This is a genomic window from Aquirufa sp. TARAVU-A1A, from assembly GCF_054558675.1.
Genome location: NZ_JBPXKP010000002.1, coordinates 262,685 through 278,166 on the forward strand (window position 1 = coordinate 262,685; position 15,482 = coordinate 278,166).

Consider the following 15,482-nt stretch of genomic DNA (forward strand, 5'->3'; position numbering starts at 1 on the left):
GCTAACAGTCAATCTTCCAATCCGACGTGATGATATTTTTCAGGCGTACGGGATCTTTTTGTGCGGCTTTTTCGGCTTCATAAATATTTACATCGACGAGTAAACGGTACCAAAGCCCTTGCATAAAATGAAACACCCAGACTTTCGGATGATCTAAAAAACCTAATTGGAATATAAAGCGAAATATAAAATAAGCCAATGCACGCAATCCCAGTGGCATTCGGTTGTAGAAACTATTCTTGGCCGCCCTTTTCGTATGCGCTTGGCTATTTCCTGCCGCAGACAAATCCGTTGTATAAGAAAACTGATATTTTTGATTTAATACGTCGGCAGCTTCTCTACGAGCATAATTATTGTGCTTCGTTACCCACCAGTGAATCGAATTAAGATTTTCATCCACGACATGTTTTGAAAAGCGGATGGTTTCCCCTTGCGATAGCACGATATGCTCATCCATCAAACGTTGTTCACAGGCCCCCATTCCAGTACGCCAAAGTCGCAACAAGTGAATCGGATAAAAACCACCGAAACGAATCCATTTACCTTTAAACAATACCTTACGCGTAAATTCGATTCCCGAAATACGAGAAGAAAGTCCACCCAATTTGAGCTGAATTTCTTGCTGCAACTCCTCCGTCAAATATTCATCCGCATCGATTCGCAGGGTCCAATCCGTTTGAATTTGGGCTTCCTGAATTCCCCAATTCAGCTGTTTGGCATAATTATTTTCCCATACATGGGAGAAAACATCAGCCCCTAAATCTTTGGCAATTTCGATGGTACGATCCGTGGAGAGAGAATCGATGATGCAGATACGTGAGCAAACGGATTGCAAGCTTTTTATGCAGCGAGCAATGTGTTTCTCTTCATTAAACGTCAAAATGATTGCCGTAATTTGGTTCATGCACCTAGAATTTCAACAAATTTACCATTAGCCCGTGGATTCACAAGGCATTTATATTTATTCTATCTTGTAGTAACGATGCGTGACAAGTATTTCGGTTTTGAATCCTCCATGAAAAAATTGCCCCTCGCTAAATTTAATTGATTCCAACGTGTTGGATGAGTCGGCTTGTTGCGTATAGAAAGCTTTGGCTTGTGCTAAATTCAAAATCAAGCTATTGGACCAAAATCCTTTTTTCATCAAATTAGGGGCAAAACGAACGCGTTCACGATGCTCACCTGAAGTTAGTTCTGCCATTAATTGGGGAGGCTGAAACAACAGGTTAACAAGATTCCCTTGGGAACTATACGCGGGTTCAAAGATACTTTCGCGCAAATATCCAGCTTGCAAAACCCCTAGTTTAATCGGCTGACCCAATCGATGACTTGCGTACCGCGTATAGACCAAACGAAGTTTCCGATGATTGGGTTTGTGCGCAAATAGCAACAAAGAATCATTCGAATCGACAATCTCATAATGCTGCAACAAGGCTTTTTGGGTGAAAGATTCTTCCGCCCAAGGATACTTCAAACTCGATTGCTCCAATCCATAAATGATAAATTCGGGCGCTTTCTTTGAGATAAAAAAGACCTCGTTCAAACTATCCAAATAGCGATCTCCAGCCAAATAACTCTGAAGCGTAGGTCGAGGTGCATAATTCAGGTGATTCGAATTTACCCATGAAATCTCAAAGGGAATGATATCGACAGAATGCCCCGAAATCTTTCGGAGAAATGAATCGGGCAGTTTGGGCCCGCTTGCTCCTACTTCACGTTTACCTTGAAAATAATTGGCTAAAATATACGGACGGTATTTGATTCCGTGCCAGATTCCAAGTGGTGTGAATCCAACCAAAGGCACATAAACCCATGCATACAAAGCAAACAAAATGGGCATGAGCCATAAGTATAAACGCTTCATGCTTAGCTGCTCCGTGAAAGCATAAATCAAGATGCACACATAAGTCATCAATTTGATATATGCCGTAAAATGCCCAGAATCAGCCCTCACAAAGCTATATTTCAACAAAACGAACGATATCCCGAGTCCTGTTGCCAATAAAAAGTATTCAGACCATGTTTTTCTATATACATTCAATACGAAGTATAAGGTGATTATTACCTGCAAAATGAAAATGCCATAGGTTAAGGCGGTCAACTTCTCGAATGCGTCGGGGAAGACGGACATGCCCGCATTATAATTGGCAATAATATGTAAACTCGTAGTCACATACAGCAGCAAATCCGTATTTAGGTAAAAAGCCCAAGCCATTAGTAACAACACAAAAATGCTGGCAATCACCAACCCCCTATACCAGGCTAGCCTTTTTTGAATAAGCATCACGACAATTAATCCTGCCAAAAATGCCCAAACGATAATTCCATAATTGGCTTTCGTAAAAAAGATTATGCCTAATAAGAGAAAAGATAGTGCGAGCGAAAAAATTCTTTTCCACTCATTTTCAGCATATAGTGCCACAAAACCATGATACATCCCCAAAAACATCCACAGAAATGCCGTAGTTTCCCCAATCATTTCAAATGAACACAAGTTGAAGCAGAACAATAAAATCAAATGATAATATTTGGCCTGTTTCGGAAAACAAGTTGCATGAAAATAAATGAGATTCAGAAAGAAAAAACCATCATAGCACAATTGCTTCCAGGCAGGCACATGAATGGGCAGTCGGTAAATATACGAGCCCAACGGCCCATAAGTAAACACAAAGTCCTTTCCCCAGACACCTTGTTTTTCGCGCAATAAATTCAATGCAATCTGCCAAGAAGGATCTAAACCCAAACCCGGCTCTTCAAACAAGCGCAAGTAAGGGAAAGTAAGATATACCAGCACAAACGCATACAGCCAGAAATGCCAGTTCCGAGTTACTGGTTTTTGAAAAAATTCGATGAAGGAATTAGTGAATTGCAAGGAAAATAGTGAATTAATATGCCAAATAAATGAAGTTTAACGAGTTAGCCTAAAATAAGAACCTAATCTACGAGTTAAGTAGTTATAAATTTGATGGATGAGCAATGCATAACCTAGACAAATTACAATTTCCACCAAGAAAATTAGAGAGGGACTCGTGAAATTTGAAATAAAATAATGGGAACGTCTAATGACTAAATAATGTGAAATGTAAATCTCATAAGAAATAGGCGCAATCCAAGTAAAGAGCGAACCGAATACCACAAAACCATACCAATTTAATTTCTTCCATTGCATAGCGAAAAATAGGACAATCAAGGAAAATGCAAAATGCCTTAATTCCAACAATGGATGAATTCCCCAATGACTGAAATCTCCCATCGAAAGCGCGTTCACCAATAATATTAGCGTAATGCCAAAAACAGGCATAAGTTCATTTTTTAACTGCATGATGGAAATAGGCTCTCCTTGAACATATAATCGTGCAGCTGCAACTCCTAACCACCAAATGCAGAAATACATCAATTCCCGATTTACAAAATTGGGATAAATTACATAGGTCAATGCAGCACAAATACTTACAGCACCGACAATCAATGACGCATGATTTTTCCCATACTTATTCAACGGAAAAAACAACATATAAAACCACCATTCGTAGGACAATGACCATAAAGGTGAATTTCCCATGAAGGGAGCTACGATCACATGTGGTTTTAAAGCGGGTAAATCTTGAAGCATCAATAGGTTACCAATCATATCCCATGATTTTAAATCCATCGAACGCCATAAATCCCCCGAAACATATTCAACACCAAAAACTAAAATCAGCGGAACATAAATCCGTAAGAATCGTTTATTAAAATAGGTTTTGAATGATTTATCCGGATTAAAAGAAAACGAGTAGCCAATAACAAAACCCGAAAGTAAAAAGAACAAAATAACTGCCTCTTGCCCAAACCTAAATACCCAAGTCAAGTCATAGCCCAATAATTCAACATGCGGCAACATGTGATGAAAGACAACATAAATTGCCGCAAATCCTCTAATTGATTCGAGTTTATTTAATTTATTTTTCATGCGAAAATGAAATCATCCCCTGAAAAAAATGCTAGGAACAAAAAAGACCCACACGTTCGTGCAGGTCTATAATCAGTGGTCGCGTAGGGATTCGAACCCCAAACCTTCTCATCCGTAGTGAGATGCTCTATCCAGTTGAGCTACGCAACCATTGCCCTTTCGGGACTGCAAAGGTAGAAATAGTTTTTAAAAATCGAAACAATCAATCGAAAAAAAATATCTGAACAAACGCCTTGGCAATCTAAGTGTATCGTTCACAAGCAATTGCTCCTATTTTTTAAATTGAATCCGATAGATACTTCCCCCTAAATCATCACTGACATACAACGAACCATCCGGTCCTTCCGCCAATCCACAAGGTCGGTGTTGAATAGGTCCCGTCGGTTTTGCCAAATCCGTTCCAGCAAAATTATCTGCAAATATCTCCCACTTCCCACTTGGCTTACCGTTTTTAAAGGGAACAAAAGCAACAAGATAGCCTTTCTTCAACTCAGATGATTGACCATGAAAGGCAATAAATGCGCCTTGTTTATAACGCGCAGGAAATTGATTCCCTTGATAAAACAAGATATCATTCGGCCCCATGTGAGCTGGAAAAGCGACCACAGGGTTCAACGCTTTTTCACCTCCCGTTTTCTTTCCATCACCGCCATATTCTGGAGCAAGCATTTTCTTGTTTTGTTTTTGGTCATAATAAATATAGGGCCAACCGGCATCATCACCTGCCTTTTTGAATTCATACATGGCCTCAGCAGGTAATTCCTGCGATTGCTGGGGTGTATAATATTGCGGATAAAAATCGTGGAATTGTCCACGGCCATGGGCCATCGCAAAAAGACTCTGTGTTTGTGGATTCCAAGTAATCCCTACCGCATTTTTCAATCCCGTGGCATAACGTACACCATCTTTGAATCCTTGATTTAATTTGTTCGCATCAAATTGCCAAACTCCACCTGCTGAATCTAAGATCGCACAAGGATTCATGCCTTGGCCTGTGCCAGGGACCCGACAAGGGTCATTCCAAGATCCGATCGTTATATAAATATGTTTTTTGCCTTGATCGAAAACAAATGGTTTGGCATTATCCCGACCATGATCAGGTAAACCATCGACGATTGTTTCAGGTTTGTTAAAATCTGCTACCTCACCTTTTGCATTAAGTGCATAACGGAATACCCCTTTATTCGATGAGGCATATAAATAGTCCCCATCAATCATGATGCCAGTTCCTGAATAGGAAGCAAACAAGGTTTGTTCATTAAAAACGCCATCTTGATCGGTATCTTTCAATTGGACGATTCCATTTCCATCTTTTAATTTGGATAATTTAGCATACACATGCCCTTGTTTCGAAACGGTGATATGACGCGCAGAACCTTGATCTTTGGCTATTTCCGTGACACGGAATCCCGAAGGGACTTTAATTTCTTGAGCTAATAACAAGGATGGGACCAACATGCCCAGGAGCAATATACTTTTCATGAATAAATAAGGTTTAGAAATCACAAGGTAGTATAAATTCACAAAATACCTATGTGTCCTTATTCCATTTTCCTTCGAAGTCGGGCTACTGGAATCCCCAATTGCTCGCGATATTTAGCGACCGTTCTTCTTTTTACCACAAATCCCTTTTCAGCCAATAAACCTTCTAATTCCTCATCCGAATAAGCATGTCCTGCGGGCTCATGCTCAATCAATTCGCGTAAAATATTCTTTACCTCGCGGGTTGAAAAGTCCTCGCCCGACTCATGTGTAATCCCTTCAGAAAAGAAATACTTTAAGGGATACATACCAAAATCCGTTTGCACCGACTTAGCTGAAACGACGCGAGAGACCGTCGATATATCCATTTCAATGACTTCGGCGATTTCCTTCATGCGAAGTGGCTTGAGTTTCGCCTCATCACCCGACAAGAAAAAATCGTATTGCTGAGCTACAATACTTTCCATCGTTTTCAACAACGTCCCCTGTCGCTGTTGGATCGCTTGAATGAACCAAGACGCAGAATCCAGCTTATGCTTGATAAAGGTCACCGCTTCCTTCACATCTTTCTGTTGCTTATCCCCTTTAGAATAGGTTTGTAGCATTTCTTGAAAGGACTTACTCACGCGTAATTCGGGAGCGTTCTTGCCATTCAATTTGATATCCAATTTCCCGTCCGACTGGCTCACAATAAAATCGGGTTGCAAAAAGGGTGCCACCTCCCCCGCTTCGCTACCCCCTGGTTTGGGGTTCAAATGCGTAATAATTTTGATGGCTTGTTTCATCAATGCATCATCAACCCCTAATTTTTGTTGCAATTGACTATAATGTTTTTTCGAAAACTCATCAAAATATTGATCAATTAACCGAATTGCAACTTGTAAAGCTTGTTCGTCGGCGAAATGCTTACGATGCAACTGTATAGACAAACATTCCTGCAAATCCCTTGCACCGATACCCGCGGGATCTAATTGCTGGACTTTTAATAAAACAGACTCAACTTCCTGATAATCCGTCTCAAAACCAACCGTAAAGGCTAAATCATTAACAATACTTTCAATGTTTCGACGCAAATAACCATCATCCTCTAAGGAACCTATTAATTGTTCGGCAATGATGCGCTCCCGCTCATTGGTGATGACAAAACCAATTTGCATCAATAAAAACTCTTCCGCACTAGGTACGGTGGGCATCGGACGTTCCCGCATTTCCTCGTTGGGATCATAGGAATCCCCCGCCATTTTATAACCCGCATAATCATCTTGTAGATAATCATCAATGGCCATTTCATCATTTGCGAGGTCATCTACCGTCTCACGATCTTCCATTTCTTCCAAACGTTCCTCGGAAATCCCCTCCTCCAAAGCCGGGTTTTCTTCTAATTCCGCTTCAATCCGCGCGGCCAATTCGGCAGTCGGGATTTGCAACAACTTTATCAGCTGAATTTGCTGTGGAGAAAGTCGTTGCTGTTGCGATAAATTAATGGATAATCCTTGCATCAGCGTTGAAATTTAAATACAAAAATAATTGAAAAAATTCGGTTTTTTTGTGGTATTTTTGAGGCTTATTGCGCCCATTACAGGGCTATTGAGAATCATTTATGCAAATTAAAGAAATCCTTTCCTTATCCCCATCTAACCAAAGCCTTGTTATCAAAGGTTGGGTTCGTACCAAACGCGTTTCAGCCAATGTCGCTTTCATTGCCTTAAATGACGGATCCACAATTCATAACATACAAGGTGTTGTTTCTGATGGAGCTGTTTCAGAAGAAACATTGAAATTAGTTACAACAGGGGCATGTATTGCCATGACAGGTACGTTGATTCCTTCACAAGGACAAGGACAATCGGTCGAGTTACAAGTAAATTCCATTGAAGTTTACGGGATCGCTGACCCAGAAAAATACCCATTACAGCCGAAAAAACACTCCTTGGAGTTCTTGCGTGAAATCGCGCATTTACGCCCTCGAACGAATACGTTCTCAGCCATTTTACGTGTACGCCACGCGTTGGCTTATGCGGTTCACACCTATTTCAACCAAAACCAATTCTTCTATTTGCATACGCCTATCATTACAGGATCGGATGCAGAAGGTGCGGGTGAAATGTTCCGTGTAACAACTCTACCGGCTACGAACCCTCCATTAACTGAAGATGGAAAGGTAGATTTCAAAGAAGATTTCTTTGGTAAGGAGACGAATTTAACGGTTTCAGGCCAACTAGAAGGTGAATTAGGAGCGATGGCTTTATCGAAGGTATATACCTTTGGACCTACCTTCCGTGCGGAGAATTCAAACACAACTCGCCACTTGGCCGAGTTTTGGATGATCGAACCTGAAGTTGCATTTAATGAATTAGAAGACAACATGAATTTGGCGGAAGACTTCACCAAATTCTGTATCAAATACGCTTTAGACCATTGTGCGGATGATATCGCATTCTTAGAAAAGCGTTTATTGGACGAAGAAAAAACAAAGAAAAAAGAGGAGCAGTCGGAACTAAGCTTAACTGCAAAGTTGCGTTTTGTCACCGAAAACGACTTTGAGCGCATTACCTACACGGAAGCAATCAACATCTTATTGCAATCGAAAACCCACAAACAAGGTAAATTCCAATATCCTGTGGAATGGGGCATCGATTTACAATCGGAACACGAGCGCTGGTTGGTTGAAAAACACTTCAAAAAACCGGTTATTCTTACGAATTACCCGAAAGACATCAAGGCATTCTACATGAAGTTGGACGAAGACGGCAAAACCGTTCGTGCGATGGACGTATTATTCCCAGGCATCGGCGAAATCATTGGAGGATCACAACGTGAAGACGATTACGAGAAATTATTGCAACGCACCAAAGAAGTAGGTATCGAAGAAGAATCGATCTGGTGGTACTTAGAAACGCGTAAATTCGGATCTGCACCACACGCAGGATTTGGATTAGGCTTTGAGCGTTTGGTATTATTCGTAACAGGGATGAGCAACATCCGCGATGTGATTCCTTTCCCAAGAACACCTAAAACGGCAGAATTTTAATGTTTTTCAAACAGCTAAATCAAAGTATTGGGCATGCGCTTGATGGGATTGTTAATCTGATCAAAGAGGAAAGAAATGCCAAAATACATTTAGTTGCGACAGCCTTGGTGATTTATGTGGGCTTCAACATGGAATTTACCGCCCAGGAATGGATTTGGATTAGCCTCGCTGTGGCCTGTGTTTGGGTAGCGGAATTGATCAATACCTCGATTGAAAGGCTAACAAATTTGGTTTCTCCAGAACACCATCCTTTGGCCAAACAAGTGAAAGATTATGCAGCAGGAGCTGTTTTAGTAATGTCTTTATGGGCAATCCTGGTTTTTTGCCTGATTGCATTTCCGCATGTAGTGATGTGGTTAACATTTTCAAATTAATATGAAAGAATACGGATCGAGTGTACAAAAATTGGTCAATTACATTATGACCATCGCCGACCGCGAGCAACGTACTAAATATGCCTTTATCATGGTGGATTTGATGAAACAGATTCATCCCAACATGAAGGACAACAGCCAAGATTATTCCAAAAAGCTTTGGGACGACTTGTTTATCATGTCGAATTTCGAGTTGGATGTGCAAGGCCCCTTTCCTCCCCCATCACCGGAGTCGGTAGGTAAAGCACCACGCAAGGTTGCTTACAACCAACATCATTTGAAATTCAAGCATTATGGTCGTAATGTAGAATTGTTAATTCTTCGTGCCATTGCAGAAGAGAAATTAGAGGATAAAAAGATTTTGGTGGCCTACATCGCTCGTTTGATGAAAGGCTTCTATGTGACCTGGAACAAAGACACGGTGGATGATTCGGTCATTTGGCAGAACATCAAAGACATGTCGGAGAATCTATTAGGCAGCATCGTCGACGAATTATCTCAAGAGACTTTAGGTCATGCAAAAGTGGCAAATAATGCGCGAAACGCATACAATGCGCCAGAATACCCGAATAATAACAACAATCGGAACAATAACTTCCGGAAGAACAACTTCAGAAATAACAACAACAATCGTAATAACAATTACCGTAAAAATAAGTAAGATTTATGGCATCATTTAAGGTTACCGGTGGCCGCCGGATGAAAGGAGAAATTACTCCTCAAGGAGCAAAGAACGAAGCATTGCAAATTTTGTGTGCGGTGGTTTTAACAGCAGAGCCTGTTACGATTCACAACATACCGAATATCCGCGATGTCAACCAATTGATTGATTTATTGGGGGACATGGGTGTGAGCATGCGTCGTTTATCGGAAACCAGCATTGAGTTTGATGCATCTCAAGTGAACATTGATTACTTGGAATCTGAAACCTACAAGAAAAAAGCCGCTGCACTTCGTGGTTCGGTGATGTTATTAGGGCCAACTTTGGCGCGATTCAAAAAAGGACGTATTCCTTCACCCGGCGGAGATAAAATCGGCCGTCGTCGTTTAGATACGCACTTTTTCGGATTCATGAAATTAGGTGCGAAATTCAATTATAGCGCGGAAGATGGTGGAATCTATGAAGTAGATGCCTCGCAATTACAGGGAGCCTATATGTTGTTAGACGAAGCATCGGTAACAGGAACAGCGAATATTTTGATGGCTGCTGTACTAGCGAAAGGCACGACAACGATCTACAATGCAGCTTGCGAGCCTTATTTGCAACAATTATCGAAGATGTTGAACCGTATGGGAGCAAAAATCTCAGGTATTGGTTCTAATTTATTGGTTATTGAGGGCGTTGATGAGCTTCATGGTACGGAACACACGATGTTACCTGATATGATTGAAATCGGTTCATTCATCGGTATGGCTGTGATGACACAATCAGAAATCACGATTAAAAACTGCCAAATTCCTCAATTAGGTATCATTCCTGATGTATTTAAGAAATTAGGTATTCAAATGGAATTCCGTGGCGATGATATTTTCATCCCTTCGCAAGAGCATTACGAGTTAGAAAACTTCATCGATGGATCGATGTTGACCATCTCGGATCATCCATGGCCAGGATTTACGCCTGACTTGTTGTCAATTATTTTAGTGACGGCTATCCAAGCAAAAGGAACGGTATTGATTCACCAAAAAATGTTTGAATCTCGTTTATTCTTCGTGGATCGTTTGATTGAAATGGGTGCACAGATTATCCTTTGCGATCCTCACCGTGCTACGGTGGTTGGTTTCGATCGCAAGCAAACCTTGAAAGGCATTCGCATGTCATCACCAGATATTCGTGCGGGGGTTTCCTTATTGATCGCGGCGATGTCGGCGAATGGCACATCCATCATCGACAACATTGAGCAAATTGATCGTGGATACCAAAACATCGATACGCGTTTAAATGCGATCGGTGCAGAAATCGTACGTATTTAAGATGTCTTTATTTGCTAAGATTAAACAGACCGTCCAATTGGCCTTACCCATCGTGGTGGGCGAATTGGGCGTTATGCTTATGGGCCTTGCCGATACGATTCAGGTAGGCCAAATGTCGACCGGTGCCGCCGAAAGTTTAGGCGCATCCGGCATGGCGCATTCCATCTTTTTCACCATTGCGATTGTAGGCATTATCTGTATCCAAATCGTTTCCCCGATGATCTCCAAGGCCGTTGCCGAAGGTGATCAAACGGAATGTGGAAATTTACTACGGGCCAATTTACGCGTAGCGACCTTGCTAGGTATCGCGACAATTCTCATCACAGGAATCGTGGGATTGAATTACGATTTATTTGGTCAGACGGAGGCGAATAAAACCTTGACCCTACCCTTTTTGACTTTGATTTCGGTTTCGGTATTACCTATTTTCTGGTTTATCGCCTTGAAGAGTTTCATGGATGGACTTCAAAGGACCACGGTGGGAATGACGATTACAATTATCGCTTTAGCCATGAATGTGTTTGGCAATCATTTATTGATCAATGGCGTTTGGGGATTTCCGGCATTGGGCTTATTAGGTTCCGGAATTTCGACCTTGGTTTCTCGCTTATTTATGGCGGCCACATTAGCCATTTACGTGTTTACGCGGGATGAATTCAAACCTTATTTACGTAAGGGACATGTGCATGTAGTGAAAAACGTCTTAGAGAAAAACATCTTACGCATCGGAATTCCTTCGGGCATGCAGGGGTTCTTTGAAATTGCGACTTTCGGAATGGCCGTTGTCATGATGGGCTGGATTTCCGTGACGGCACAAGCTGCACACATCGTGGCGATCAACATGGCATCGATCACCTACATGATGGCGACGGGTATAGCCGTAGCTGGCGGAATTAATGTGGGAACGGCAATCGGCGAACGAGATCGTTCTGAAATCAAACGTTCTGGACATGCCGCCTTGATTTTATCGGTGATATTCATGGGCGTCTGTGCCTTGGTCTTTTTCTTCGGTCGGGAATATTTAGTTCGCGGCTATACGCAAGAATTACCCGTCATCGCGATCGCTGTCACCTTGGTGGTTTGGGGAGCGATATTCCAACTCTTCGATGGCATTCAGGCGGTATCCTTAGGCCTATTACGTGGCTTACAAGATGTCAAAATCCCAACGGCCATCACGGTATTCTCGTATTGGGGAATGGGCATTCCGATTTCCTATTATGTGGGCATTTACTTGGGTGTAGGAGCTGTGGGAATCTGGATGGGCTTGACGGCTAGTTTGGTGTGTTCATCGATCTTGCTGTCGTGGCGGTTCTATGCGCGGGCGAAGACGATAGATTTAGAATCCTTGAAAGTAGATTAGAATTAAGAGTTAAGAGGTAAGAGATAAGAGGTTGGAGATGAAAACTGTAGAGACGCGATACTTCGCGTCTTTTTTTTAACATATCAATACAGAAATAAATCAATAACCCCAGGTTTTAACCTGGGGACTAGACGCGAGGTATCGCGTCTCTACAAACATATTACAATATCTTTTTTATCATTTGTATTTAAAACGCAGAATTATTCACTTCATCAAAATTTTAACATATGACTTTACATTTCTAACAGCTAAAAATATAAGAGTGATTGGAATAAGTAATTCAAAAATTGACATAAAGGAAACATTAAAATTGCCTTTCTGTAAATTGATAAATAAAGAGACAATTCTATTAGGAAAAAGTAAAATTGAATCTTGATTCACAAACAAGACATAAAACAAAAATAATGCAAGAACTAAATGGCTTAAGATTGCATAAATAAAAAGAAAAAAATCTTTAGAATTCCATATCAATGGTTCTCCTAAAATTAACTTCCCAACATCATTTAACTTTTGAGAGGAATTTGTCATCAGGTTTGGGACTTCTAGTAAATCGGCTAAAATCCAATAGCCGTCACTTCTCAAAAAAGGATTAAGATTAAATAAGGTCCGAGCAAAAATGGTAATAGAAACGATTACAATCGAATTACTATTTAAAAGAGTTCCACATAAAATAACCAAGGAACAAAATAAAAGCTCAAAATAAACGCCAGCTAGATTTACTATAATTCTTTTGTGTTTGGGTAAGTGCCAAACCCCAGTTACATCAGCATAAAATACAGGGGTTAAAAGATAAAAACCGATTCCAATACCACCATGGTTTATACCAAAATAGCTGGTTGCAGTCGCATGGCCAAGCTCATGAAACAATAAACTCATCGTTGCAAATGAAATAAAAACTAGCGCACTTTCTGCCAAATTAAAATTTTGATAAAGATTAAGATTTGAGAATAAACTAATTGCCACTATGCTTAAAGAAAAGCCAACCAAAAGAATCCCGATCCATTTATCAAACAAAAAATGAAAGAATTTAACACTCTTGGAAACGGCGTTTTCGTTTAAAATCTGATAACTTAGTTTTAAATAAGATGGCTTTTGATAGGGTTTAATTGATTCAGCAAATCCTTTCAAAAAGCCATATTGTGCTAAAGAGTTATTTAATAAGTTAGCAATCGCATTTGGGTTAATTTCCCTTTGATATTTCTGATTAAAGTCAACACATATTTCTGTCAAAGATTTCTCACCATCAATAAGTAAAATTAGATTATAGGTATCCTGATTAATTTTAACATAATGCTTCTCCTGAGCACTACTCACAATATATGAGCTGTTACTTAACTTACTAAATTCTAATTCATCCGATAATTCTGGAATATAGTTTAATTCCATTTTCAAAATTGAGAGAGTGCTTTCAGAACAAATCCCGTTGTTAATGATCTACTTTTAAAAGGAGACAGTAATTTCGGCTTGATAAAATCTACCTCCTGCCACCCACCATCATTTTGCTGACAAGAAGATATAAATTCAATTGCTTTTTTCATGACCAAATTCTTTTCCTGTGAAATTTGACAATAGGCCATTAATGCTAAAGAAGTGGACAGTGGATCAGAACCATGTTTTGGTGAAAGACCAAATCCACCATCTTTATTTTGATTGCTTTCTAAAAATCTTATTGATCTATTAATTGCTATTGTATACGTTGACCCAAACAAAGATAGTAGCCTTAGGCAAGCATATGTACCATAGTAATCACCATGATACCAAGTACTTTCCCAAGAACCTTCTGTTTTTTGATGTTTTAAGATATAATCAATTGATTTTGATATTTGATGTTGATATTTTTCAAAATCATATAAATAAAGTGCGTAAACTAGGTTAGCTACAACTTCTACATCAGGACCTCTACCCCACCTTGTTTGATTAAAATAATCTTGCTTTTTCTGTAAATCTGATAAATTGTGATTTGGTATAATCCACGTTTCAATACCCCCATCTTCTGACGTGCGCTCGGTTAATGCAATTGTCAAAGGGTAAACACAGTATTCATTAACTAAATCTGGCCTATCAACATGAAGAAATAGTTGTATAATTTGTGCTAAATCATCATTATCAGCTGCAATTTCGTTGACACTGGGAAAGTAACTCCAACCACCAATTTCATCTTTGTTTCTATTTTCAATTAAGTATTCACATTCTTGAACTAAAAATGCTTTTATTTCTAAATTGTATTTACTCGAAACCGAAAATAAACAATCATTTAACATCGCTCGAGGGAAAATATCTGATTCATGTATTTGACTCGAATTTTCAAAACCATCGAGTGAACCTAAAAACATTCGATGCTTTAAATCAGGATAGTTGTCACAAAATTGCTTTTCAACAAACTCCAAACCTCGCTTTATTTGAATATTGGAAATTGTAGAATAATTAATAAATGAAAGAGCATATGTGGTGTTACTTTCTTCTAACTTATTACGGATACTATTCAAATAATGTACCAGTATATCTAAATCCTTACTAGCAGATTTTTGAGTCTGGAATACAATATCGCGCCATTCCCCAGCGGCGCTTATACTATCAATCGTATTAAGGGCCTTTTCAAAATGATTAATTGCTAATTCAAACAATTGTTGCGCAATCCCCTTAATGTAAAAGAGTTTATTTTGTGTAGAAAAATCAGACAATTGGGAATCAATAATTTGATTTTGAGCAAGAGTATAAACACCCCAATTAAATTGCCTATTTATAAGATCTTCTTTAAAATCATTTATGTCATCACATAACTGCAAACCAATTGAAAAATTTTTGTGTGACTCCATTAATTGTTCATAAACTTTATAGCTTTTTTCGCCTGATAAAATCCATAAACAATCAATAGCAATCTTACCGAATGCTGCTTTTTTTTCCGCTAGCTCACAATATGATTCATATGAAACTTCTGCTTCTGAATAGAGCTTTTTCTCAAATTTTACAGCATCAAAAAATTCAATTTTTCTTTGATTCCAAAGTCCCCAAAAAGTAGCATCTATTCCAAAAATAGAAGTTAAAATTTTGATTGATTCTTCTTGTAAAGAAAGGGCTTTCGTTAGAAACGAAAAATTATTATCATCAATTAAGCTATCTAACATCAATGTAGATTGATAATATAGATATCCAGCATCAGATAATTCTGAAATTAAATCTGGATCTAATCCTTCAAAATAAGCACTAAATAACCTGGGATAATACTGATAAAATTGATGAGAAACATCTGAAGATTTCAGTTGCTCTACTAATTGAACTTTTGATATTATTTCTGAAGTTTCCATAGCC

The 15,482-nt window shown here is 39.4% G+C and carries 12 protein-coding genes and 1 tRNA gene; 5 read left to right on the forward strand and 8 right to left on the reverse strand.

Annotated features, from left to right (window positions below; translation table 11 throughout):
* Position 1: 1 nt before the first annotated feature.
* From V7S75_RS03850 to rpoN, 6 genes are all read right to left on the reverse strand, one after another.
* Positions 2-904: a glycosyltransferase family 2 protein gene (locus V7S75_RS03850; protein WP_459511523.1), complete on the reverse strand. Its 903-nt coding sequence runs from the start codon at positions 902-904 to the stop codon at positions 2-4.
* Between the two features lie 57 nt (positions 905-961).
* Positions 962-2,872 carry a hypothetical protein gene (locus tag V7S75_RS03855; RefSeq protein WP_459511525.1) on the reverse strand — a complete coding sequence of 637 codons (1,911 nt, stop codon included), beginning with the start codon at positions 2,870-2,872 and terminating at the stop codon, positions 962-964.
* 36 nt (positions 2,873-2,908) lie between these two features.
* Positions 2,909-3,952 carry an acyltransferase family protein gene (locus V7S75_RS03860; RefSeq protein ID WP_459511527.1) on the reverse strand — a complete coding sequence of 348 codons (1,044 nt, stop codon included), beginning with the start codon at positions 3,950-3,952 and terminating at the stop codon, positions 2,909-2,911.
* 76 nt (positions 3,953-4,028) lie between these two features.
* Positions 4,029-4,102: transfer RNA gene (locus tag V7S75_RS03865), tRNA-Arg, on the reverse strand.
* Between the two features lie 120 nt (positions 4,103-4,222).
* On the reverse strand, positions 4,223-5,434 hold the full coding sequence (locus V7S75_RS03870) for a PQQ-dependent sugar dehydrogenase (RefSeq protein ID WP_459511529.1): 1,212 nt from the start codon (positions 5,432-5,434) through the stop codon (positions 4,223-4,225).
* 59 nt (positions 5,435-5,493) lie between these two features.
* On the reverse strand, positions 5,494-6,933 hold the full coding sequence (rpoN, locus tag V7S75_RS03875; protein WP_459511531.1) for an RNA polymerase factor sigma-54: 1,440 nt from the start codon (positions 6,931-6,933) through the stop codon (positions 5,494-5,496).
* A 101-nt stretch (positions 6,934-7,034) separates the two neighbouring features.
* Here rpoN and asnS point away from each other — a divergent pair, with 101 nt between their 5' ends.
* Genes asnS through V7S75_RS03900 form a run of 5 tightly spaced genes read left to right on the forward strand, consistent with a single transcriptional unit; the run spans position 7,035 to position 12,173 of the window.
* A complete protein-coding gene (asnS, locus tag V7S75_RS03880; protein ID WP_459511533.1) occupies positions 7,035-8,465 on the forward strand; it encodes an asparagine--tRNA ligase in 1,431 nt (476 codons plus the stop codon).
* On the forward strand, positions 8,465-8,839 hold the full coding sequence (locus V7S75_RS03885) for a diacylglycerol kinase family protein (protein WP_459511535.1): 375 nt from the start codon (positions 8,465-8,467) through the stop codon (positions 8,837-8,839). Before asnS ends, V7S75_RS03885 begins: the two co-directional genes overlap by 1 nt.
* Position 8,840: 1 nt before the next feature.
* The gene (locus V7S75_RS03890; RefSeq protein ID WP_377974917.1) at positions 8,841-9,500 is read left to right on the forward strand and encodes a DUF4290 domain-containing protein; all 660 of its coding nucleotides are present in this window, start codon (positions 8,841-8,843) and stop codon (positions 9,498-9,500) included.
* 5 nt (positions 9,501-9,505) lie between these two features.
* Positions 9,506-10,813 carry a UDP-N-acetylglucosamine 1-carboxyvinyltransferase gene (murA, locus tag V7S75_RS03895; RefSeq protein ID WP_377974919.1) on the forward strand — a complete coding sequence of 436 codons (1,308 nt, stop codon included), beginning with the start codon at positions 9,506-9,508 and terminating at the stop codon, positions 10,811-10,813.
* Position 10,814: 1 nt separating this feature from the next.
* Positions 10,815-12,173: an MATE family efflux transporter gene (locus V7S75_RS03900; RefSeq protein WP_459511538.1), complete on the forward strand. Its 1,359-nt coding sequence runs from the start codon at positions 10,815-10,817 to the stop codon at positions 12,171-12,173.
* 204 nt (positions 12,174-12,377) lie between these two features.
* Here the strand turns inward: V7S75_RS03900 and V7S75_RS03905 are convergent, their stop codons facing one another.
* Positions 12,378-13,559 (reverse strand): hypothetical protein, encoded by a 1,182-nt coding sequence (locus V7S75_RS03905; protein WP_459511540.1) that lies wholly within the window; start codon positions 13,557-13,559, stop codon positions 12,378-12,380.
* A gap of 2 nt (positions 13,560-13,561) precedes the next feature.
* Positions 13,562-15,478 (reverse strand): prenyltransferase/squalene oxidase repeat-containing protein, encoded by a 1,917-nt coding sequence (locus V7S75_RS03910; RefSeq protein ID WP_459511542.1) that lies wholly within the window; start codon positions 15,476-15,478, stop codon positions 13,562-13,564.
* Positions 15,479-15,482 lie beyond the last annotated feature (4 nt).